We start from the raw sequence: 21,081 nt of genomic DNA, 5'->3' as shown, positions 1-21,081 counted from the left end.
GAACGACAATCGCCTCGGCCCCCGGCTTTGCGGGCAGGTCGGGCGCGATGCCCACGCCCGCCAGTTCAGGAGGATGCGCAAGGCCCTGCGTCGGCTCAAGGGCYATACCGGCCGCGTGCTGCGCGACATCGAACGGCAGACAGACAAGGGGACTGAGGGACCGCTGAAAGCGCGGATCGCGGAGATGACGGCGCTGGTAAACCGGTTGCTGGCGCAGAAGCCACAGGACCGAAAGACGCTTTACAGCCTGCACGAACCGGCGGTGGCTTGTATCTCGAAAGGCAAGGCGCACAAGCGCTGTGAGTTCGGCACGAAGGTCAGCGTCGCGACCATCACGGAAGGTGGCTTCGTCGCCGGCATGCGATCACTGCCGGGCAATCCTTTCGACCCTTTCGACGGGCACACTCTGCACGCGGCACTGGAACAGGTGGACATCCTGACCGACCGGCGCCCGGACATGGCCTTCGTCGACCGTGGCTGCCGTGGCCACAGCGTTGAAACAGTGAAGGTCTTCATCAGCGGTGCAAGGCGCGGCGTCACCAGGACCATCGCGAAACTGCTGCGACGACGAAGCGCCATCGAACCAATGACGGGCCATATGAAAGCCGACGGACGTCTGACCCGATGCCCACTCAAAGGAACCGAAGGTGATGCCCTTTTCGCGGGCCTCTGCGGCTGCGGTCACAACATCCGCATGATCCTGCGAAACCTGAGGGTCTGTCTGTGCCATTTCATCTGGCTGATCACACTGCTCCGAGGGCTCACCCCCGGCGCCGACCGCCATCGGAGGCCGCAAATCGCCGCCGGAGCCTGTTGATCAGCATGGACTATGTAGCGGCATGATCCACGGTTCGAAAACTGAGCAGTGTCCCGGTCTGATCTTTTCTGGCTGACGGATGCGCAGATTTCGCGTCTGGAGCCTTTCTTCCTGAGGTCGCACGGCACGCCGCGCGTCGATGACCGGCACGTCCTGAGTGGAATTATCTTTATCAACCGCAATGGCTTACGGTGGCGCGACGCGCCCAAAGAGTATGGGCCCCACAAAACACTCTACAATCGCTGGAAGCGGTGGAGCGATAAGAGCATCTTCGCGCAGATGCTGGTCGGTCTGGCTGGGGATCATGGCGAAGAAAAAACGGTTATGATCGATGATGAGGCCGTTGGCGCCATCGGTTGAACGAAAGGCGGGATGAACACCAAACTGCACGCGGTCGGCGACAGCCGAGGCCGTCCTCTGAACCAGTTCATCACGGCCGGTCAGGTCAGCGACTACGTCGGCGCGCGGGTGCTGTGCAGCAGTCTTCCAGATGTCGAATGGCTGCTAGGCGACCGGGGCTTTGACGCCGACTGGTTCAGAGAATCGTTGGAAGACAAGGGTATAAAGGCCTGCATCCCAGGTCGTAAGCAGCGCAAGAGACCCATCAAATACGACAAGCGGCGCAACCGGATCTAGATCATGTTCATCAGATTGAAGGAGTAGCCAAAGAAGCGCTGGTTGGATTGAAAATCCTAGAAACCAGTGATTTTCCACGCAATGGACCCACACTACCGGCTTCCAGCCGGTTCGCTTCGGCCGCTTTTGCTGATTATCCTGTCTCCCGGATTTTGAAGCCCCCTGGAGGGGCATGGTCTTCAAGATCCGGAAGAGAAGATCATGCGCTACTCGTCTTTCGCGCACACCCGATTTTACCACAGGTTCCACGTCGTGCGGTTCACGAATAATCGTCACAAGGTCTTACAAGGTCCGATGCGCGAGCGCGTGCGGGACATCATCCGTCAGAGCTGCGATGAGATGGGGGTCGATATCGGCCGGGGCGCCCTGGCGCGCGAGCAATTCCACATGATCTTGTCGATCCGGCCGAAGCTGTCGCTGTCGCAGGTCATGCAGCGGATCAAGGGACGCTTGTCGCGCCGCGACCAAATAGAGTTTCCGGAGGTGCAAAAACGGTACTGGGGCAGGAGATTTTGGGCCAGGGATATTTCTCGACCACGTCCGGAAACGTGACCGCCGGTATCATACTTCAGTATCGGGAGTTGCAGTCAAAACGCGATGCTACCGGCGCCAGCCGGTAGTGGTTCACATCTATGGCGATCCCTCGAGGACTCGAACCCCGAACCTGCTGATTAGAAGTCAGCTGCTCTATCCAGTTGAGCTAAGGGACCGCTTGGTTCCGGTTCTGCGCAGAACCGGGAGGGGGATCAAGTCCGAAAACCGGTTCAGTGTGTCCAGGCACCGCGACGACGGGTGGCGAAGTTTTCGCCATAGCCGCCGGGACGGATGTTGGCCCGTCGCGCCTTGGGCTCGGTGACAATGGCGTCGATGCCGTTTTCCTCGGCATATTCCAGAGCCTCAGCCTTCGAGGAAAAACGCAGGCGGACCTGGCTCTGGGTGTCACTCGAGCTGGTCCAGCCCATGAGCGGGTCGATCCGGCGTGGTGCGTCAGCGGCAAATTCCAGCACCCAGTCGCGGCTCTTGGCGGTGCCGGAGGACATGGCGGTCTTCGCGGGCTGGTAAATCCGTGCGGTCATCGCGGTCTCCATTGGCTGTTCAGGATGCGTTATGGAAAGAAGCCGGACACCGCGCAAGCGGTTCCGGCTTCTTTGAGAAACATTATCACGCATCCGGCCGACTCCGGGGATGGTGGGTTCGGGGTATGCGTAGCCAAACCAGAGCGGATCATCTCTCCCACCCCGAGAAAACTCTATTCTGAGAGGATTCACAATAAAATTTTCACCCTGAAGTAGTAAATTTCAATAACCCATTTGTGCCAGACGAGTTTTCCCCGAAATGCGTTGAACAGATGTTTCGCTTCACCCGGACTCCGGGACGAAATCCGAATCGGCCCGTTGAGACAAGAGCCTCATGACCACCCGCTCTTGTCCTTTCCGCGCCAAGACCCCACATTCTGCCGGCATCCGGAGGGTCTTCATGCACAATAATCGTCCCGATCACATGCCTGACCTTGCTCCCCCCCGGGAGAAGCTCGAAGGGGGCATCGCGTTTCGGATGCAGACCGAGTTTAAGCCTGCCGGTGATCAGCCCATGGCGATTGCGGAGCTGTCCGAAGCGATTCGCAATGGTGAACGGGATCAGGTTCTGCTTGGCGCCACGGGCACGGGTAAGACCTACACCATGGCCAAGGTTATCGAAGAGACCCAGCGTCCGGCAATCATTCTGGCCCCAAACAAGACTCTGGCCGCGCAACTTTACGGGGAGTTCAAAGGCTTTTTCCCCGATAATGCGGTCGAGTATTTCGTCAGCTACTACGATTATTATCAGCCCGAGGCCTACGTCCCCCGCTCCGATACGTTCATCGAGAAAGAGAGCCAGATCAACGAGCAGATCGACCGGATGCGCCACTCGGCCACCCGCGCCCTGCTGGAACGCGATGACGTGATCATCATTGCGTCTGTCTCCTGCATCTATGGTATCGGCTCGGTCGAGACCTACAGCGCGATGACCGTCGATCTCCATGTGGGGCGGGAGTACGACCAGCGCAAAGTGATGGCCGATCTGGTGGCGCAGCAATACCGCCGCAACGATCAGGCGTTCCAGCGCGGGTCTTTTCGCGTGCGGGGCGACGTGCTGGAGATCTGGCCCGCTCACCTTGAGGACCGGGCGTGGCGGCTGTCCTTTTTTGGCGAAGAGCTGGAGGCGATTACCGAGTTTGATCCCTTGACGGGTGAGAAGGTGGACACGTTCGACCGGGTGCGGGTCTATGCGAACTCCCACTACGTGACCCCGCGTCCGACGATCAAACAAGCAATAAATGGCATCAAGAAAGAGCTGCGGCAGCGGCTGGATCAGCTTGTGGCCGAGGGCAAACTGCTGGAGGCGCAACGGCTGGAGCAGCGGACGAATTTCGATGTTGAGATGCTGGAGGCCACGGGCGTCTGCAACGGGATCGAGAACTACTCCCGCTACCTGACGGGTCGAGCGCCGGGCGAGCCGCCGCCGACCCTGTTCGAGTTTATTCCCGACAATGCCATTGTTTTCGCGGATGAGAGCCACGTCTCGGTGCCCCAGATCGGCGGCATGTACCGGGGTGACTACCGGCGCAAGTTCACGCTGGCCGAACATGGTTTCCGTCTTCCGTCCTGCATGGATAACCGCCCGTTGAAATTCGAAGAATGGGACGCGATGCGGCCTCAGTCGGTCTTTGTCTCCGCCACGCCCTCGAACTGGGAACTGGAGCAATCGGGCGGCGTGTTCACCGAACAGGTGATCCGTCCCACGGGTCTCCTGGATCCGCAGGTGGAGATCCGGCCCGTGGAGATGCAGGTGGACGATCTGCTCGACGAGATCCGCAAGGTCTCCGCCGACGGCTACCGGACGCTCTGTACCGTTCTGACAAAACGCATGGCCGAGGACCTGACCGAGTATCTGCACGAACAGGGCATTCGGGTGCGCTATATGCATTCCGACATCGACACGATTGAACGGATCGAGATTCTGCGCGACCTGCGGCTTGGGGCCTTCGACGTTTTGGTGGGGATCAACCTCCTGCGGGAGGGGCTAGACATCCCCGAATGCGGGCTGGTGGCGATACTCGATGCGGATAAGGAAGGGTTCCTGCGTTCGGAAACCTCGCTGATCCAGACCATCGGCCGCGCGGCGCGAAATGCCGAGGGGCGGGTGATCATGTATGCCGACCGTATCACCGGCTCCATGGAGCGCGCGCTTCGGGAAACTGACCGGCGCCGGGAAAAGCAGATCGCCTATAACGAGAAACACGGCATCACCCCCGAGACGGTCAAGAAGAACGTCGAGGATGTGCTGGCGGGCCTCTATCAGGGCGATGTGGACATGAACCGCGTCACCGCCAAGATAGACGACAAGCACAGCGGGTCGAATCTTCAGGCGGTTCTGGAGGGCCTCAGGACAGACATGCGCAAGGCCGCCGAGAACCTCGAATTCGAGGAGGCCGCGCGGCTCCGAGATGAGCTGAAGCGGCTTGAGGCGGTGGATCTGGCGGTGGCTGACGATCCGCTGGCCCGTCAGCAAGCGGTTGAAAGGGCGTCTGCGGAAGCGGTCAAGGCGTCGGGCCGGTCGACCGCCGGACGTCCGGGCCAGCGCGGGGGCAACGTGAAGCGCCGTCGGAAATAAAACACTGACGCCACAGGCTTTGGGCCGCTACTGGACATTCGTCCCCTGCCCCACGACATACTCAGAGTAGGCACGGGCGCCTTTCCGCGCCCGCCCGCGTCGTGTTAAGCAGAGAGCTGATGACCGAAATATCTCCCCCACCGCCTCGCTGGCTTATGAAGCTGACCCGGGACGAGGATCGCGCCCGGATGCTGCAGCGGCTTTTCGTCGATCACGCTGCCGGACAGCGGAAATATTACGCCATCGCCGTGGTGGCGATGGTTGTCGTCGCCGCGACCACGGCGCTGACGGCGTTCCTCATGGAATATATCGTCGATGCGATGACCCAGTATGAGGATAAGCGGCTGGTCATGGCGGTGGCCATCGCGGTGGCCGCAACGTTCTCACTGAAAGGCTTTGCAAATTACGTGCAGTCCGTCGCTATGTCGCGTGCAGGTAACCGCATCATCGCGGCCCAGCAGGAGCAGCTTTACGGCAAGCTGTTGCGCCACGGAGTGTCGTTCTTCACTGCGCAGGAGAGCTCGCATATCCTGACCCGGATCACCTCCGGTGCGGCCGCTGCCAACAAAGTCATCGAGATGCTCGTCACCTCGGTTTCGCGCGATCTGCTGATGCTGATCGGACTTGTGGGCGTGATGATCTATCAGGAGCCGGTGCTCTCCATGTTCGCGCTTCTTGTGGGGCCTGCGGCAATTTTCGGGGTGCGCAAGCTGTTGAAGCAGGTTCGCGAGATTATGCAGGGCGAGATGGTTTCGACCGCCGAGATCACCCGTGTGATTCAGGAGACGTCGAAGGGCATTCAGGTGGTCAAGGTCTTTGCTCTTGAAGACCGGATGCAGGAGCGCATGGACCGCGCGGTGCGCAGCGTTGAGGGCCGTCGCAACGCCATGGCCCGTCTAAACGCGGTGACCAGCCCGCTGATGGAGACGCTCTCGGGCTTTGCCATCGCAGGGATCATCGCGGTGAGTGCGTTTAATCTGTCCGGGTCCGAAGATACGACGCCAGGGCAGCTGATGTCCTTTATCACCGCCTTCATGATGGCTTATGAGCCCGCCAAGCGCCTGTCAAAGATCCGCGTCCGCCTCGAAGGGGCCATGGTCCGCGTGCGGCTCATGTTCGAATTGCTCGATTATGACGAGCAGTTGGTTGAGGCGCCGGACGCTGAGCCGCTGACCAAGGGGCCGGGCGAGGTGCGTCTGGATCATGTGAGCTTCGCCTATCGCGAGGGCAAGCAGGTGATCACCGATCTCAACGTGACGATGCCCGCCGGCAAGATGACCGCGCTGGTCGGACCGTCCGGCGGCGGGAAATCCACGATCTTCAATCTGATCCTGCGGCTCTATGATCCCACAGAGGGCCGTGTCCTGATCGACGGTCAGGACATTCGCGGAGCCACCTTTGCGTCGCTCCGGGACAAAGTCTCTTATGTCGGGCAGGACACGTTCCTGTTCTCAACCACGGTTCGCGAAAACATCCGCTTCAGCCGACCCGATGCTACTGATGAGGAAGTGGAGCAAGCCGCCCGCGACGCTAATGCCCATGACTTCATCGTGGAACTTGATCAGGGCTATGAGACGCCGGTTGGCGAAAACGGGATTTTTCTGTCCGGCGGCCAGCGCCAGCGTCTGTCCATTGCCCGGGCGATCCTGCGGCGCAGTGAGCTGCTGTTGCTGGATGAGGCGACCAGTGCGCTGGACTCGTCTTCTGAATTGCTTGTCAAGGAAGCGCTGGCCCGGTTGACCAAAGACGTGACTACCATCGTCATTGCGCACCGGCTCTCGACTGTGCTTGAGGCTGAGCAGATCCTTGTGCTGGCGGAGGGGCAGGTCATCGAAAAAGGCACCGCGCCTGAGTTGCTGCGGAATGAGGACGGGATGTTCCGGCTCCTCTACGACCAGCAGATGGATGGCGGTTCGGACTATACGCCGGAGGAAGGGTCCTGATCGTCGTCAAACGCAACTCTGCGGTGATGATCAGACAACATGCGCTAGTCTGCTAGCCATGTTGGTACAGCAAGTCCTCCGCAGCACCGGTTTGTTTTGCGCGATTTTGGTCGTGCTGACCGGGTGCCGGACCAGTCCGTCGGTAGAACCGAGGAGAATTGACCCCTGGGGATCGACCCGCGCCTATTATGAGAAACCGGAGAAATCTGGCCTCCGGCCCGTGCGGCCTTATCCGGGACCGCAGGATGTTTGCGTCGAAGTCGCTCGAACGTCTGTCACCGAGCCGTTCATGGAACCCGACCGCTTGCTGATCGCGTGCCCGTATTACGAGACCGGAGCCATCGAGACCCGCGAGCGGAACGATGGGCACGAGGTTGGGCGTGTTGGTGACTGGACCCTGGTTTCGATGCCGGCGCGTGCAAGATAGGTGATGCGGTCAGTCCAGCAGATCTTCGACGAACCACGCGGCAAACTGGGCACGCCCTGAGACGCCTGCTTTGGCATAGATCCGCGTCAATTGCGCACGAACAGTGCCCTGCGCCGCGCCGCGGGCTTCGGCGATCTCGGCCACATCTGCACCCTTCAGCGCCATGAGCCCCACATCTTTTTCTGCGGGTGTCAGATCCCATGTGGTGAACTGTTCCTCGACGACGCGCAGAAAGTCGCCCCGTGCGGTATCGAGCGCCTGTTCCTGACGGCGCATCTCTTCGAGCGTCAGGCGCAGCTGCCAGCCAACGACGCCAATCCCGACGACGAGCACGGCGGCAACGAGAGCTTCGGCGAGGACGTGGAGGCCCGGAGGCGCCGCCATCAGATCGTCAACCGCGTCTGCGATAAAGAAGATCGCTGCCACGCCCTGCGCCAGCATAAATCCCGCCAGCAGCGCGGGCTGGTGTCGGGATCTTGCGGTCGGGCGGGGCGTGGTCACGTGTTGCGTCTCCAGAGCATGGGTCGGATGAGATTGCGCCGGAGGAGTTTGCTCTCGATCAGTACGCCCCCCAGATGGAGCAGGGCCAGAAACAGGATCAGGTTGCTGGCCGCCTCGTGGATCTCTTCGGCGATCTCGTCGTCATCGTCATGCTCACCATCATGCCCATCGCTCTCTTTGACAAGGACCGACCAGTCCCCGGCGGCCACGGCGGCTTTTTCGCTGGCAATGGTCATTGGGCCTTTGGCACCGGTCATCACCAGCCCCGTGGCCAGCGTGACAGCCATCAGCCCCCACAGCGCGTACACCATCAGGGCACCGGCAGGATTGTGGGAGGGGTATTCCTGCGCCCGCCCCCAAAAGAGTGCACCCACATGGCGGCGCGCGGCGCGCAGAGAGGGTGGAAAGGCTGAGAACCGAGCTTCGTAAGGCCCGACGACGCCCCAGATGATCCGGATCGCCAGAACTGCGATGGCGGCCCAGCCGATCCAGATGTGCCAGGTGCCGCCCTCTTTGTTCAGGAGCGCGTTGGCGACGATGGCGGCGGCGAGAAACCAGTGGCTAAAGCGGACCAGCGGGTCCCAGGGATTGGGCGGAGACACCTCTCCGCCCGCCCGGCCCCTGTTCAGGGCAGCCATGTCAATCGTCCTCTTCGATCTTCACCACCTTGCCGGAGGCGGGGTCGATATAGACTTCCCACTCTTTGCCATCGGCGTCCTTGCATTTGGCTTCGATCTTGCCGTCTTCGGCTTCGAATTCGTCCACCATGCAGCCGGCTTCGGCGAGGGCGGCGGTGGCGTCAGTGGGATTTGTGCCAACCGTATCGCCAACGGTGGGCATGGCAAAGGCGGCGAGCGGCAGGGCAGTGAGTGTCGCTGCCAGGGTCAGGGATTTCAGCATCTGTTCGCCCTTTCGGGGTATCGTGACGGGGATGTCCCGTGGACGACACAAGCCTATGATGTGAGGCACAATCCATTGCAGCGGCGCTTAATCCGGGCCGCGTAAGCGCGTGCTTACGCTGGTTTGTGTCACTAGGTCATGTTGACAAATGGCGCATCCACAGGCGGATGGACATGTTGTCGATGAAGGCGAGGAAGCTCTCCGCAGTCTTGTCTTAACGGGTGGCGACACGGCGGGCATTTTTGAGCTTGTTGAAACACTGTTTGATCAGGTTGCGCAGACGATACAAGGGCCGGTCGACGCCAGCGCTCTTCTTTCGTGATTTGCGCATAGAAATGACCGGCAAGACATCGCGTTTGTCCATGGAATTGCGAATGCTGTCAGAGTCATAACCGCGGTCTGCCAACAGGACGCTCGAGGTTGGCAAGGTTGTCGGCCATGACCAGATCGAAGCCAAGATAGTCAGAACATTACCCCGCGGTGATCCCGGTTCTCATGGGTAACCCGCTCGCAATTGTCCTCAGACCAATGGCGGATCAATGCCTCGCCGTTGACGAGGAGATGGATCTTGGTCGTGGAACCACCCGTTGAGCGGCCGAAACCCTGTCGCGGAGTCCCCCCTTTTGGGCCCGCTGCCTGATGATGGGCGCGAACCACAGTGCTGTCGGTCATTTGCAGAGCGTGCGGCACCGCCCCGCTTTCGTTCAGCGCATCCTTGATCTGCTCCCAGAGCCCCGCCAGTGTCCAGCGCCGGAACTGGGGGCAGACGCTTGACCACTTACCAAACTCTTCCGGCAGATCGCGCCCAGGGGCGCCCGTGCGCGCGATCCAGGGAATCCCATCAAGACCAGGGGGTGATGGGTCGGTTTGCGCCGTTCGGCGCGCGGACGACCAGAATGAACCGCTCAAAGAAGGCCCATTCCTCGTCTGACAACCGGTCTCGTGCCACGCCGGTCTCCATCGTAGGTGCCAGCCTGAATGATGGTCGATGCCCGGCGTGAATCCTTTTTGTCAACACGTCCAGGGCATGAAAAAGCGCCCGGCCTGTGCGGGACCGGGCGCTCTGACGGTTGGGCTGTCGATCAGCCGCCGAGCTGGGCCAGCAACGCACGTGAGGGCTGGCCGGTGACGGGCAGGCTACGGGCGCTCTGGTAACCGCGAATGGCGGCTTCGGTCCCGGAGCCAATCACCCCGTCCGGCGTTCCGGCGTCGAAACCAGCGGCGTTCAGGCGGCGTTGCAGCGCGATCCGATCATCGAGGGTCAGCCCAAACCGATCCGGGGGGAAGCGTCCTTGAATCGGACCGGCGCCGCCGAGGCGATCTGACAGATGGCCGACACCCAGCGCATAATTCGTCGAATTATTGTAGCGCTTGATGACGTTGAAGTTATGGAAGACGCGGAAGCGCGGTCCGCCAGACTGCGGTTGGATCACCGTGCCGCCCGACCCCTGCCGGGAGGCGGTGATCTCATAACCCCACGGCTCACCACGTCGCCAGCCGTTCCGAGCGAGGTAATTCGCCGTCGAGGCCAGTGCATCCGTCGGATCATCCGACCAAATGTCGCGCCGCCCGTCGCCGGTGAAATCCACGGCGAGGCTCTGGTACGACGTCGGAATGAACTGGGTGTGGCCCATGGCCCCTGCCCAGCTGCCCACCATCCGCTCGGGCGTGGTGTCGCCGTTTTGCAGGATCTTCAAGGCGGCCACGAGCTGTTGCTCGAAAAATGCGCCCCGGCGTCCGTTATACGCCAGCGTCGAGGTCGAGGAGACCACGGGGATCGTGCCGCGCCGCGTGCCATAGCGGCTCTCCAGCCCCCAGACAGCCGCGACCACCTCGGCTTCGACGCCGTAACGGGCCTCGATGGCCTGAAGGGTGCCGCGCTGGCGGCCAAAGGCGGCGCGACCCTGCTCGACCTTATGATCCGCAGCGGCAATCTGAAGGTAATCCTCCAGCGTGCGGGTGAACTCCGTCTGGTTGCGGTCGCGCTCGATCACGCCGGGCAGAAAGCCTGCATTGGCAAAGGCCCGGTCAAAGGTTGCGCCCGAGACACCCGCATTCAGGGCACGGGGCCGGAAATTGGCCACCCAGGCATCCCAGCCCGGGTTGGGGACGCTGGGCATCGACTCCTGCGCGACGGCGCGGGTGACACCGCCTCCGCCGCCGCCACAAGCGGTCAGCCCAACCGCGCCAAGGCCCAGAATTGCGGCACGTCTGCTCAGTTTCATTGCTCGGCTCCTCAAATTTCTGCTGTTATTTTGTCCAGACGATGATCTGCTGCGATGTATTCGGCAAGTGCAAAGACAGGGCGATTGCGGGCCTTTGCCGACCGGTCTAGGGTTGCGCCACAGGCACAAGGGGCATCCATGGGACAGATCATCACCGTCGCGCAGCAAAAGGGCGGGTCCGGCAAGACCACCCTCGCCGTTAACCTTGCCGTGGCCCTGTCGCGCGCAGGCCATTCCGTGGCGGTGGTGGACACCGATCCGCAGGGTTCTCTGGGTCGTTGGTTCATGACCCGCGACGAGGCGGGGGATCCCGGCATGGAATTCAGCACCGCCAGCGCCTGGGGTGCCGGATATGAGTGCAAGAAGATGGCCAAGACCCATGATTTCGTCATCGTGGACACGCCCCCCAAGGTGGACAGCGACCTGCGCCCGGCCCTCCGCGAATCATCCTTGGTGCTCGTGCCGGTGGCGACCAGTCAGGTAGACCTGTGGGCGCTCGATTCGATCCTTGAGCTGGCCGAGCGGGTCGGGGTGCCGACGATGGTGGTGCTGAACCGGTTCAAGGCAGGGACGCGGATCTCTGATGAGATCACCGAGGCTCTGGCCGAGCGCGAGGTGGTGCGGGCTGAAACGGTGTTGGGCAACCGGGTCGCCTATGCCGAGAGCCTCGGCCATGGGCGCGGGGTACAGGAGCAGGGCAGGGGCGCATGGAGCGACGAAATTTCCGCGCTCTCCGAAGAGATCCTTCGCGCACTCAGCTGAGCAGAGAGCGATTTTTCTGCGAAAAATCGGCCCCCTTGCGATGGTGTGTTTCAGCGGAAGCGGTCGACCAGCTTTTGCAGCGCGGACCGGGTGTCGTCCTCTGCGGCGGGCTCCGGCTTTACCGGTGCCGGGTCGGGCGTCTTGCGGGGCTGGGGGGCTTTCTGTCCGGTGCCCGAGCGCGGTGGGTTCAGGCGCAGGGCCACGGCATTAGAGAACTTCGCCTGATCGCCCGCGGCCAGCGCCACGGCTCCGTCCGAAATCCCGCGCAGCATGTCGTCGAGCCAGTCCTGATCGGCGCGGGCAAAATCATGGAGCACGTAGCCCGGCACCTTGTCTTTGTGCCCCGGATGGCCAACCCCCATGCGCACGCGCTGATAGTCGGGGCCGATATGCTGGTGCAGCGACCGAAGACCGTTATGGCCCGCATGGCCGCCGCCGGTCTTGGCCTTCAGCTTTCCGGGGGCGAGGTCGATTTCGTCGTGGAACACCACCACGTCGCTTGCGTCGATCTTGTAGAACCGCGCCGCCTCGCCCACGGACTGGCCGGACTTGTTCATGTAGGTTTGCGGCATCAAGAGCGCGACCCGTTCCGAGCCCAGCCGACCCTCGGAGACCAATCCCTGAAATTTCGACCGGAAGGCCGGAAACCCGTGATCCGAGGCGATCTGGTCGAGGGCCATGAAGCCGATATTGTGCCGGTTTTTCGCGTATTTTGCGCCGGGATTGCCGAGCCCCACAAAGAGTTTCATACCGCGTCCGCTCCGTCATGCCGCCTGCGGCGAGTTATCGGGGAGGCAAAGAAAAAGGGCAAGCGGTGGGTGCCGCCTGCCCTCATCTCTCCGAACCGCGTGAAGCGGTCCCGGATCAATCTTCGACTTCGATCGCGGGCACTTCGTCGGCTGCCACTTCGTCTTCGTCATCATCGGACTGGCTGGCCAGACCGGACGGAGCCTGAATGTTGCCGATCACGAAGTCACGGTCGATAGTGAAGCGGGTGCCCTCGGGCAGGTCCACCTCGGAGGCGTGCAGCGTGTCGCCGATCTCTTTGCCTTCGACGGAGATCACCACCTTTTCGGGGATGTCACCGGCGGTGCAGCGCAGCTCGACTTCGGTCCGAACCATGGTCAGCACGCCGCCCTTGCGCAGGCCGGGGCAGTTGTCCTCGCCCACCACCTCAACGGGGATGTAGAGCGACACGCGGCTGGTGCGGCGCAGACGCATGAAATCCACGTGGGTCGGCAGGTCCTTCACCACGTCGCGCTGAACGCCGCGGCAGATGACGCGCACGTCCTCATGGCCTTCGACCTTCAGGTTGAAGAGCGTCGCCAGAAAGCGGCCAGCCTTCAGCTTCTTCAGCAGAACGTTGAAGGGGATGTTGATCGGAAGGGGATCAGCGTCGCCCCCATACACGATTCCGGGGACAAGGTTATCACGACGAGCTTGACGGGCGGCCCCCTTGCCGGTTCCCGTACGTTCGGTCGCGACGATGTCTGGGATTTCTCCAGCCATATCGAATTCTCCTAAAGTTTGACTGCCCCGCCGCCTCCAAGGGTGGGCCCACGGGGATGGGGGCTCATAGGCCATCGGGGCGGGGTTGAAAACCCCTGCTCTGTGTCAATGCGCCAGATGCAGCCAGAGCGCGCCATAGGGCGGCAGGACGATGCGGTCCTCGGCCCGTGTCGGCGGCTCATCGGTCAGCAGATCGCGGGGGAGGTCTGCCGCATTCAGGCCCAGTGCAGAGGCTGCGATCTCCTGTCTGTGGGCGGTGACGTTGAAGATCCCGATCACCTCGTCCGTGTAGCCGTTGCGCCGGATGCAGAACAGCCGGTCATGGCCGGCGTCGAGGATATCCGTCGGCACATCGCCCCGCAGGGCGGGGACACGGGCGCGGGTGGCGAGGATGTGCTGCACCCCGCGCCAGATCTCGCCGTGATGGGTCTGGGCCAGCGGGGCGCATCCAGCGATCTCCCAATCCATGGGCGGGCGATGCATCCAGCGGCCGTCCCCGGCCAGATCCGGGTCCTCTGCATAACTGTGATCGTTCAGCAGGCCGATCTCGTCGCCCATGTAGATCAGGGGGATGCCGCCGAAGCCTGCGATCAGTGCGTGGCCCATAAGGATCCGGCGCTGGGCCACGCTGATCGCCTCGGGATCGCCGCTTTCCAACGCCAGTTCCAGACCGGTCAGGGAGGCAAGGCTGCCATTGGTGCGGGCGTCGCCGGTCGCCTCATTCACCTGAAAATCCGCACCACGGGCAAAGCTGCCGGGGAACCGTCCAGCGTAGAACTCCGCCAGGAAGCGGCGGTGCCCGTCCCCTGTCACCCCGACCGCACGGGCATCGTCATCGGTGATCGCCCAGCCGATATCGTCGTGACAGCGCAGATAGGTGCCCCACTCTGCGCCGAGGAAACTCTGTGGAAAATGCGTCTTGAGCGTGTGTGTCATCAGGTCGCTGCGGCCCGTGGCCAGCGCCGACCAATACTGCACCATCAGCGAGTTGTGGTAGGCGAGGTTAGAGACCTTACCCGCGTGCCGGCCCTCGCCCAGATAGGGGACGAGCTGGTGCGGTCCGACAATCGCTTCGGCTTTGAAGATTGTGGCCGGCGCGGCGATCGAGGCCGCCTGATTGATCGCCTGAAGGATGTCATGCACCTCGGGCTCATTCTGGCAAACCGTGCCCATGCGTTTCCACATAAAGGCCACGGCATCGAGCCGCAGCACCTCGGCACCCGCATTGGCGAGATCGAGGATGATGCCCATAACGGCGAGAAAGACCTCCGGATTGGCCCAGTTCAGATCCCACTGAAAGGTGTTGAATGTGGTCCAGACCCATTTGCCCATTTCCGGGTCAAAGGTGAAATTCCCCGGCGCCTGATTGGGGAAGACCTCCAGCAAAGTGCGCTCATATTGCAGCGGCACCATCTCGTCGTCGAAGAGGTGGTAGAACCCCTGATAAAACGCATCGCCCGCGCGGGCCGCTTCGGCCCATTCGTGCTCTCGGGCGGTGTGGTTAAGCACCATGTCGATGCAGGGGCTGATCTCGGTGGCGCGCATCTGGCGCGCGGTTTCGCTGAACTCTGCCATGGTGCCCAGACGCGGGTCGATCTGCCCGTAATCCATCACCGCGTAGCCGCCATCCGAATCGCCGGGGCGGGGCATCAGGCAGGGCATGAAATGCGCGTAGGTGATGCCCAACGATTGCAGATAGGGGATTCGTTCGGCCACGCCCTTCATGCTGCCCGCGAACTTGTCCACGTAGAACACATAACCCGCCATCTCCTGCGCCAGAAACCAGTCGGGGATCAGGTCACGTTTCATGTCGAGCGTCTTCAGATCCGCAGGGCGCTCCGCCCATTTCTGTGTCAGGAGCTCGCGGATCCGTGCTTCGAGTTCCTCCGGCGCCATCGCGTCGCCATAAAGCCGGTAAAGCGGTGTCAGAAGATCCCGCGCCGCCCGCGTCCAGCGCAGCTCAAAGAGGTCGTCGTCGGACAAGTGCGAAGCGGGAGTTTGCGTCATCTGGATCTCCACCGGGTCGGCTGACCGCAGCTACATCCTTTCCGTCGGGGGGAGCAAGCGCTCCTGACTTCGTGGGGCGGGGAACAATCCGGCTGCCCACGCGTTGCGTGCGGAAGTCGTAAGGGGGGTGCGCGGCGATGATTTTCCTAAGAACCTGTCTCTTGATCCTGTCTCTCGCTCTATTTCTGCCGGGCGGGCAGGTCTCTGCCCAGACAGCGGGTGCCGAGAGCAGCAGCGATGTGGTCAGCACCGATCAGGCGGTGTCTGTCACCGGGCAGGCCAGTGACGCCGACATCGCCGCGCGGATCACCGGCATCCTCGATGCCACTGGCTGGTATGAGGATATCTCAGTCAAGGTGGAGGATGGGATCGTCTTTATCGATGGCACCGCCGAAGCGACCAAGGACGTGGACTGGGCGCGCAATCTCGCGGCTAAGACCGATGGTGTTGTCGCTGTTGTGAACCGGCTGGAGATTACGGCGCTTGAGGGACTTACACTGCAACCTGCGGTGCGGGAACTGCGTAAGGTGATCAAGAAAACCGTGCAGGTCCTGCCGCTGCTCGTGATAGGTATAGTGATCATCACGCTGGCCTACTACGTCTCACGCGGAATTGCGGCAGGCATGCGACGGCTGTTTCGCACCCGGATCGAGTCGCCCTTCCTGCGCGACATCGCTGCGCGCGCCGTCGCCTTCCCCGTGTTTCTTACCGGTGTCTATGTGGTGCTGCAGATTTGCGGATTGACCCAGCTCGCCCTGTCGCTGCTGGGCGGTGCGGGAGTGGTCGGGATCGTGGTTGGCTTTGCCTTCCGCGACATCGCCGAGAACTTCCTCGCCAGCTTGCTCCTAAGCCTGCGCCGTCCGTTTAGTCGCGGACATTTTATCAGCGTGGCCGGGCATCAAGGGGTGGTGCATAGCATGAACACCCGGAGTACGATCCTCGTCTCCTCCGAGGGCAACCACATCCAGATCCCCAACGCCACGATCTACAAATCGGATATCGAGAACTTTTCTGCCAGCCCGCAGAGGCAAGGAACGGTCGATGTGGGCATCGGTTACGACGCCTCGATCAGCGAGGTGCAGGATGTGGTGCTCTCGGAGCTTGGCCAGATCGACGCGGTCCTGAGCGACCCCGAACCCACGGTGTTGGCCGACGCACTGGGCTCCTCCACGGTGAACATGAAGATCCGCTATTGGTTCGACGGGCACCAGATTTCAGCGGTCAAGCTTCAATCCGTGGTCATCCGCCGGGTCAAGCGGGCGCTGATGGAGGCCGGGATCAGCATGCCCGACGATGCGCGCGAGATTATCTTTCCCGAGGGGGTGCCGATTGCGGGAGCGTCGGAGGGCAGCGTGTCCGAGCCTGCGCCATCCCGTCCCCCGTCTGAGGAACCTCGCAATACCGCATCGGATACAGATCTCGCAAATGAGGTCGGGGATCTGCAAGAACAGTTGGATACAGCTGTTGAAGGCGGCAAGGCCGACGATCTGCTGGACAAGTAATCATCAGAGCAAAGAAAACCCCCCGCATTTCTATCATGCGGGGGGCTTTTGTTGACTTAGTCGGCCGTCAGGAGCGGAGGTTTTTTCTTCGACGACAGCTGCCGCGTTTCGGGCGGATCGATCTGGAGATCGATCTTGTCATCTTTCACACCGACGCGCACAAACCCACCCTTGGCGAGCTTGCCAAACAGGAGTTCCTCGGCCAGCGGCTTCTTGATGCTCTCCTGAATGACGCGGCCCAACGGACGGGCCCCCATCTTGTCGTCGTAGCCTTTGTCCGCGAGCCATTCGGCGGCGGGATGGGTCAGCTCAATCGAGACATTGCGATCCATGAGTTGCGCCTCAAGCTGAAGGACGAACTTTTCCACGACCTTTAGGATCACCTCTTTCGGCAGCGCGCCGAAGGAGATCACCGCATCCAGACGATTGCGGAATTCGGGCGTGAAGGTCCGCTCAATGGCCGCAGTGTCCTCGCCCTCGCGCCGGTCGCGCCCAAAGCCGATGGCTTCCTTCGCCTGCTCGGCAGCGCCCGCATTCGAGGTCATGATCAGGATAACATTGCGGAAATCGACGGACCGGCCGTTGTGGTCGGTGAGCGTCCCGTGATCCATCACCTGCAACAGGATGTTGAACACGTCGGGGTGCGCTTTCTCGATCTCGTCGAGGAGCAGCACGCAGTGAGGATGCTGGTCGACCCCATCGGTCAACAGTCCGCCCTGATCGAAGCCCACATAGCCCGGCGGCGCGCCGATGAGCCGGCTGACCGCGTGTTTCTCCATGTATTCCGACATGTCGAAGCGTAGCAGTTCCACCCCCAGCGTGCTGGCAAGCTGTTTGGCGACCTCGGTCTTGCCGACGCCGGTTGGGCCGGCAAAGAGATAGTTGCCAATGGGCTTTTCCGGCTCGCGCAGACCTGCACGGGCAAGTTTGATCGACGACGACAGCGCTTCGATGGCGGCATCCTGACCAAACACGACGCGTTTCAGCGAGATTTCCAGGTCTTTCAGCAGCGTGGCGTCGTCTTTGGTGACGTTCTTCGGTGGGATGCGTGCGATCTTCGCCACGACAGCCTCAATCTCTTTCGTCCCGATGGTCTTGCGCCGCTTCGACTCGACGACCAGATGCTGCGCCGCACCAGCCTCGTCGATCACGTCGATGGCCTTGTCGGGCAGCTTGCGGTCATTAATGTAACGGGCCGAGAGCTCCACCGCCGTTTTGATCGCATCATGCGTGTAGCGGATGTCGTGGTGGTCCTCAAAGTACGGCTTCAGTCCCATGAGAATCTTGATGCTGTCTTCGACAGAAGGCTCATTCACATCAATCTTCTGGAACCGGCGGCTCAGCGCGCGGTCTTTCTCAAAGTGCTGACGAAACTCTTTGTAGGTGGTCGAACCCATGCAACGCAGCTTGCCGCCCTGCAGTGCTGGTTTCAGCAGGTTCGACGCGTCCATAGCGCCGCCGGAGGTCGCCCCGGCGCCGATCACCGTGTGGATCTCGTCGATGAAAAGCACTGCGTCGTCGTGCTCTTCCATCTCCTGCATCACAGCCTTCAGCCGCTCCTCGAAATCGCCGCGATAGCGGGTGCCGGCGAGGAGCGCGCCCATGTCGAGTGAATAGATGGTCGTCTCGGACAGAACCTCGGGGGTCTCACCCTCGACAATCTTTTTTGCCAGACCCTCAGCGATGGCAGTCTTGCCCACGCCGGGATCCCCCACGAGGAGGGGGTTGTTTTTGCGGCGGCGGCACAGCACCTGGATGCAGCGTTCGACCTCGTGCTCACGCCCGATCAGGGGGTCCACGTCGCCCTTTTTGCTCTTGGCATTCAGGTCCACGCAGTATTTTGCGAGCGCGCTGTCGGATTTGCCCTCGTCCACCTCGGCGGACGCCTCTTCTTCATCGTTCGACCCGGTGATCGGCCGCGTTTCAGAATGGGACGGATCCTTGGCCACGCCATGAGCGATGAAATTCACCGCATCGTAACGGGTCATGTCCTGTTCCTGCAGGAAATAGGCGGCATTCGACTCTCGCTCTGCGAAGATCGCGACCAGCACGTTGGCGCCGCTGACCTCGCTGCGGCCCGAGGATTGCACATGGATTGCGGCGCGCTGGATCACGCGCTGGAAAGCGGCGGTCGGGACGGCCTCATTGCCTTCCACATCGGTGACTAGCGTCGACAGGTCGTCGTCGATGAAATCGGTGACGGTCTGACGCAGTTCGTCCAGATCCACCGAACAGGCTTTCATCACGCGGGCGGCGTCGGGCTCGTCGGTCAGCGCGAGGAGCAGATGCTCCAGCGTTGCCAGCTCATGCCGACGGGAGTTGGCCAGCGCAAGTGCCTGGTGAATCGCTTGCTCAAGTGTCGTTGAAAATGACGGCACGGCTGCGCTCCTTTGTTGTTCTTTTGATCGCGCGGGGACATGCGCAATCAACTCTGGCCTCGTTATGCTTAATAATTGGTTGCCCGTGGGCATCCTTCAAGCATTTGGTGGTGCGTGGTGAAATTCACGCGTCTTCACTCAACCTTGGCGCACCTCTCTCATAATGCAATCATCCTCATGGCTAGAATTGGTCCTTTCGAGACCGGATTTCGGCGAAGACGCTCGAATCCTCACTATTAACCATGCCCAGCTGCACTTTGACCTCGGGAAGCGCGGCGCGCAGAAACGGATTGGTCGCCCTTTCCTCGGCCAGCGTGGAGGGAACGGTTGGCTGACCTGCGGCAACATAGCGCTGCACCTTCTCCGCCCGAGCGATCAAAGCTTCGTTATCGGGCTCGATGGTGAGCGCGAACCGGGCGTTCGTCGCGGTGTATTCGTGGCCGGAATAGATCACGGTATCGTCCGGAAGGGCGGCCAGTTTTGACAGGCTGGTCCACATCATCTCCGGTGTGCCCTCGAACACCCGACCGCAACCGAGCGCCATGAGACTGTCGGCTGTGAAGACCGCTTCTGCGGAGGGAATATGAAAGGCAATGTGGCCAACCGTGTGACCTGAAACGTCCAGCACCTCCACGTCGTGCCCCGCAAAGGCAAAGCTGTCGGCGTCGCCAACCTGCTGGTCGAGATCTGGCAGCCGCTTTGCGTCGGCAGCCGCACCAGTGACCGTGAGCCCGGGATGGGCGGCCCTCAATCCCGGCAGCCCGTCCACATGATCCAGATGGTGGTGGGTGAGCCAAACCTCGTCGAGGCGCCAGCCACGCTTCGTCAAGACCTCAAGGATGGGCCGGGCTTCGGGCGCATCCACCAAAGCAGTACGCCCTCCGGCATGGAGCAAGAAGGCATAGTTGTCTTCGCGGCAGGGGATGGTCAAAATCTCGATTTGGTCCATTGGCATGGCTCCATGATCCGCTAAGGTCCTGAGACCAGCGTACAGTGCACAGAGCGGGACGCAATGCACCTTGATGTGACGGATCTGCGGCAGTTTTACTATCGGACCCGGCTGGGGCGCAGTGCCCAGCGTGCGATCCGGGATGAGGTGGTGCGGTACTGGCCGGACGTGACCGGTCAATTCGTCGCGGGCATGGGGTTCGCCGTGCCTCTTCTCCGACCTCTCCGGGCGCAGGCGCGGCATTGCATCGCGCTGATGCCCGGGGCGCAGGGGGTGATGCCATGGCCCGCCGGCGAGCCGAACCATTCGGTGCTGTGCGAAGAAACCCTTTGGCCGTTACAGAACGGTGCTGTGGACCGGTTAATCATGCTCCATGCCCTTGAGACGTCGATTATCCCGGGTCGGCTTTTGCAGGAGGCCTATCGGGTGCTGGGCCCGGGGGGGCGGGCGATGTTCATCGTGCCGAATCGGGCCGGGATCTGGGCGCGGAGCGATCGCACGCCGTTTGGGTTTGGTCGACCCTATTCTCTCAGCCAGCTCGAACAGCAGTTGCGGGACTATGACTTTAAACCACAGCGCCACTCAGCGACGCTGTTCCAGCCCGTTTCGGATAAACCGTTCTGGTTGCGTGCTGCGCCGATGTTGGAGCGCGTGGGTAGAAAGGTGACCGGGCGTTTCGCGGGCGGAGTGTTAATCGTTGAGGCCTGCAAGCAAATTCCGGCGCGTGCTGGCGGGCAGGGGGCTATGGTGCGCAAGCCGAAGCTGGTGCTCGATGCGCCGGGTCAGCCGGTTCCCAGTCGCGTAACCCCGTGACAACTGATGTGCGGTGCGGAGGTGTGTCCTATTCGCTGTTGGCGCAATCTCTTAGTTG

Annotated in this window: 16 protein-coding genes, 1 tRNA gene and 3 pseudogenes; 8 read left to right on the top strand and 12 right to left on the bottom strand. The window is 61.7% G+C overall.

Annotated features, from left to right (window positions below):
* The 3 genes and pseudogenes from FEV53_RS20915 to tnpA all read left to right on the top strand — a co-directional run.
* Nucleotides 1-817, top strand: an 817-nt coding sequence (locus FEV53_RS20915; RefSeq protein ID WP_484217476.1) for a transposase family protein, incomplete at its 5' end; no start/stop codon positions are given.
* Between the two features lie 48 nt (nt 818-865).
* Nucleotides 866-1,450 (top strand): annotated as a pseudogene (locus tag FEV53_RS14185) (IS5 family transposase); the annotation flags it as partial.
* Between the two features lie 204 nt (nt 1,451-1,654).
* A pseudogene (tnpA, locus tag FEV53_RS14180) lies at nt 1,655-2,073 on the top strand (IS200/IS605 family transposase).
* A gap of 13 nt (nt 2,074-2,086) precedes the next feature.
* On the opposite strand, the gene FEV53_RS14175 reads toward tnpA, so the two are convergent.
* Nucleotides 2,087-2,163, bottom strand: a tRNA-Arg gene (locus tag FEV53_RS14175).
* A 54-nt stretch (nt 2,164-2,217) separates the two neighbouring features.
* Complete coding sequence (locus FEV53_RS14170; protein ID WP_142835474.1) at nt 2,218-2,529, bottom strand: ETC complex I subunit; 312 nt, start codon at nt 2,527-2,529, stop codon at nt 2,218-2,220.
* A gap of 400 nt (nt 2,530-2,929) precedes the next feature.
* Here FEV53_RS14170 and uvrB point away from each other — a divergent pair, with 400 nt between their 5' ends.
* Both uvrB and FEV53_RS14160 read left to right on the top strand, forming a co-directional pair.
* Nucleotides 2,930-5,107, top strand: a complete 2,178-nt coding sequence (gene uvrB, locus FEV53_RS14165; protein WP_281283497.1) for an excinuclease ABC subunit UvrB — start codon at nt 2,930-2,932, stop codon at nt 5,105-5,107.
* 119 nt (nt 5,108-5,226) lie between these two features.
* Nucleotides 5,227-7,050: an ABC transporter ATP-binding protein gene (locus tag FEV53_RS14160; RefSeq protein WP_246100829.1), complete on the top strand. Its 1,824-nt coding sequence runs from the start codon at nt 5,227-5,229 to the stop codon at nt 7,048-7,050.
* A gap of 436 nt (nt 7,051-7,486) precedes the next feature.
* Here the strand turns inward: FEV53_RS14160 and FEV53_RS14155 are convergent, their stop codons facing one another.
* From FEV53_RS14155 to FEV53_RS14135, 5 genes and pseudogenes are all read right to left on the bottom strand, one after another.
* Nucleotides 7,487-7,978 (bottom strand): helix-turn-helix transcriptional regulator, encoded by a 492-nt coding sequence (locus FEV53_RS14155; RefSeq protein WP_246100828.1) that lies wholly within the window; start codon nt 7,976-7,978, stop codon nt 7,487-7,489.
* Nucleotides 7,975-8,616 (bottom strand): cytochrome b/b6 domain-containing protein, encoded by a 642-nt coding sequence (locus FEV53_RS14150; protein ID WP_142835473.1) that lies wholly within the window; start codon nt 8,614-8,616, stop codon nt 7,975-7,977. Before FEV53_RS14150 ends, FEV53_RS14155 begins: the two co-directional genes overlap by 4 nt.
* A 1-nt stretch (nt 8,617) precedes the next feature.
* On the bottom strand, nt 8,618-8,878 hold the full coding sequence (locus FEV53_RS14145) for a PepSY domain-containing protein (protein ID WP_142835472.1): 261 nt from the start codon (nt 8,876-8,878) through the stop codon (nt 8,618-8,620).
* 136 nt (nt 8,879-9,014) lie between these two features.
* Nucleotides 9,015-9,839: pseudogene (locus FEV53_RS14140) on the bottom strand (IS5 family transposase).
* A gap of 121 nt (nt 9,840-9,960) precedes the next feature.
* Nucleotides 9,961-11,103: a lytic murein transglycosylase gene (locus tag FEV53_RS14135; RefSeq protein WP_142835471.1), complete on the bottom strand. Its 1,143-nt coding sequence runs from the start codon at nt 11,101-11,103 to the stop codon at nt 9,961-9,963.
* Nucleotides 11,104-11,241: 138 nt separating this feature from the next.
* Between FEV53_RS14135 and parA the strand changes: the two genes are divergently transcribed.
* Entirely contained in the window at nt 11,242-11,865 is a 624-nt protein-coding gene (gene parA, locus FEV53_RS14130) for a ParA family partition ATPase (RefSeq protein WP_142835470.1), read from the top strand.
* Nucleotides 11,866-11,915: 50 nt separating this feature from the next.
* Here the strand turns inward: parA and pth are convergent, their stop codons facing one another.
* From pth to FEV53_RS14115, 3 genes are all read right to left on the bottom strand, one after another.
* A complete protein-coding gene (gene pth / locus FEV53_RS14125) occupies nt 11,916-12,614 on the bottom strand; it encodes an aminoacyl-tRNA hydrolase (protein WP_142835469.1) in 699 nt (232 codons plus the stop codon).
* A gap of 115 nt (nt 12,615-12,729) precedes the next feature.
* Nucleotides 12,730-13,374 carry a 50S ribosomal protein L25/general stress protein Ctc gene (locus FEV53_RS14120; protein ID WP_142835468.1) on the bottom strand — a complete coding sequence of 215 codons (645 nt, stop codon included), beginning with the start codon at nt 13,372-13,374 and terminating at the stop codon, nt 12,730-12,732.
* Nucleotides 13,375-13,479: 105 nt separating this feature from the next.
* On the bottom strand, nt 13,480-15,381 hold the full coding sequence (locus FEV53_RS14115) for an alpha-amylase family protein (protein WP_142835467.1): 1,902 nt from the start codon (nt 15,379-15,381) through the stop codon (nt 13,480-13,482).
* A 137-nt stretch (nt 15,382-15,518) separates the two neighbouring features.
* Between FEV53_RS14115 and FEV53_RS14110 the strand changes: the two genes are divergently transcribed.
* Nucleotides 15,519-16,883, top strand: a complete 1,365-nt coding sequence (locus FEV53_RS14110; RefSeq protein WP_142835466.1) for a mechanosensitive ion channel domain-containing protein — start codon at nt 15,519-15,521, stop codon at nt 16,881-16,883.
* A gap of 56 nt (nt 16,884-16,939) precedes the next feature.
* Here FEV53_RS14110 and clpA read toward each other — a convergent pair whose 3' ends face one another.
* Both clpA and gloB read right to left on the bottom strand, forming a co-directional pair.
* Nucleotides 16,940-19,261 carry an ATP-dependent Clp protease ATP-binding subunit ClpA gene (gene clpA / locus FEV53_RS14105; protein WP_142835465.1) on the bottom strand — a complete coding sequence of 774 codons (2,322 nt, stop codon included), beginning with the start codon at nt 19,259-19,261 and terminating at the stop codon, nt 16,940-16,942.
* A 181-nt stretch (nt 19,262-19,442) separates the two neighbouring features.
* Nucleotides 19,443-20,216 (bottom strand): hydroxyacylglutathione hydrolase, encoded by a 774-nt coding sequence (gene gloB, locus FEV53_RS14100; protein ID WP_142835464.1) that lies wholly within the window; start codon nt 20,214-20,216, stop codon nt 19,443-19,445.
* A 57-nt stretch (nt 20,217-20,273) separates the two neighbouring features.
* On the opposite strand from gloB, the gene FEV53_RS14095 reads away from it, so the two are divergent.
* Nucleotides 20,274-21,023: a methyltransferase domain-containing protein gene (locus tag FEV53_RS14095; protein WP_142835463.1), complete on the top strand. Its 750-nt coding sequence runs from the start codon at nt 20,274-20,276 to the stop codon at nt 21,021-21,023.
* Nucleotides 21,024-21,081 lie beyond the last annotated feature (58 nt).

The organism is Palleronia caenipelagi (assembly GCF_007004065.1).
In the GTDB taxonomy this organism is placed as follows: Bacteria; Pseudomonadota; Alphaproteobacteria; order Rhodobacterales; family Rhodobacteraceae; genus Palleronia; species Palleronia caenipelagi.
This window is presented reverse-complemented; position numbering and strand designations above follow the sequence as displayed.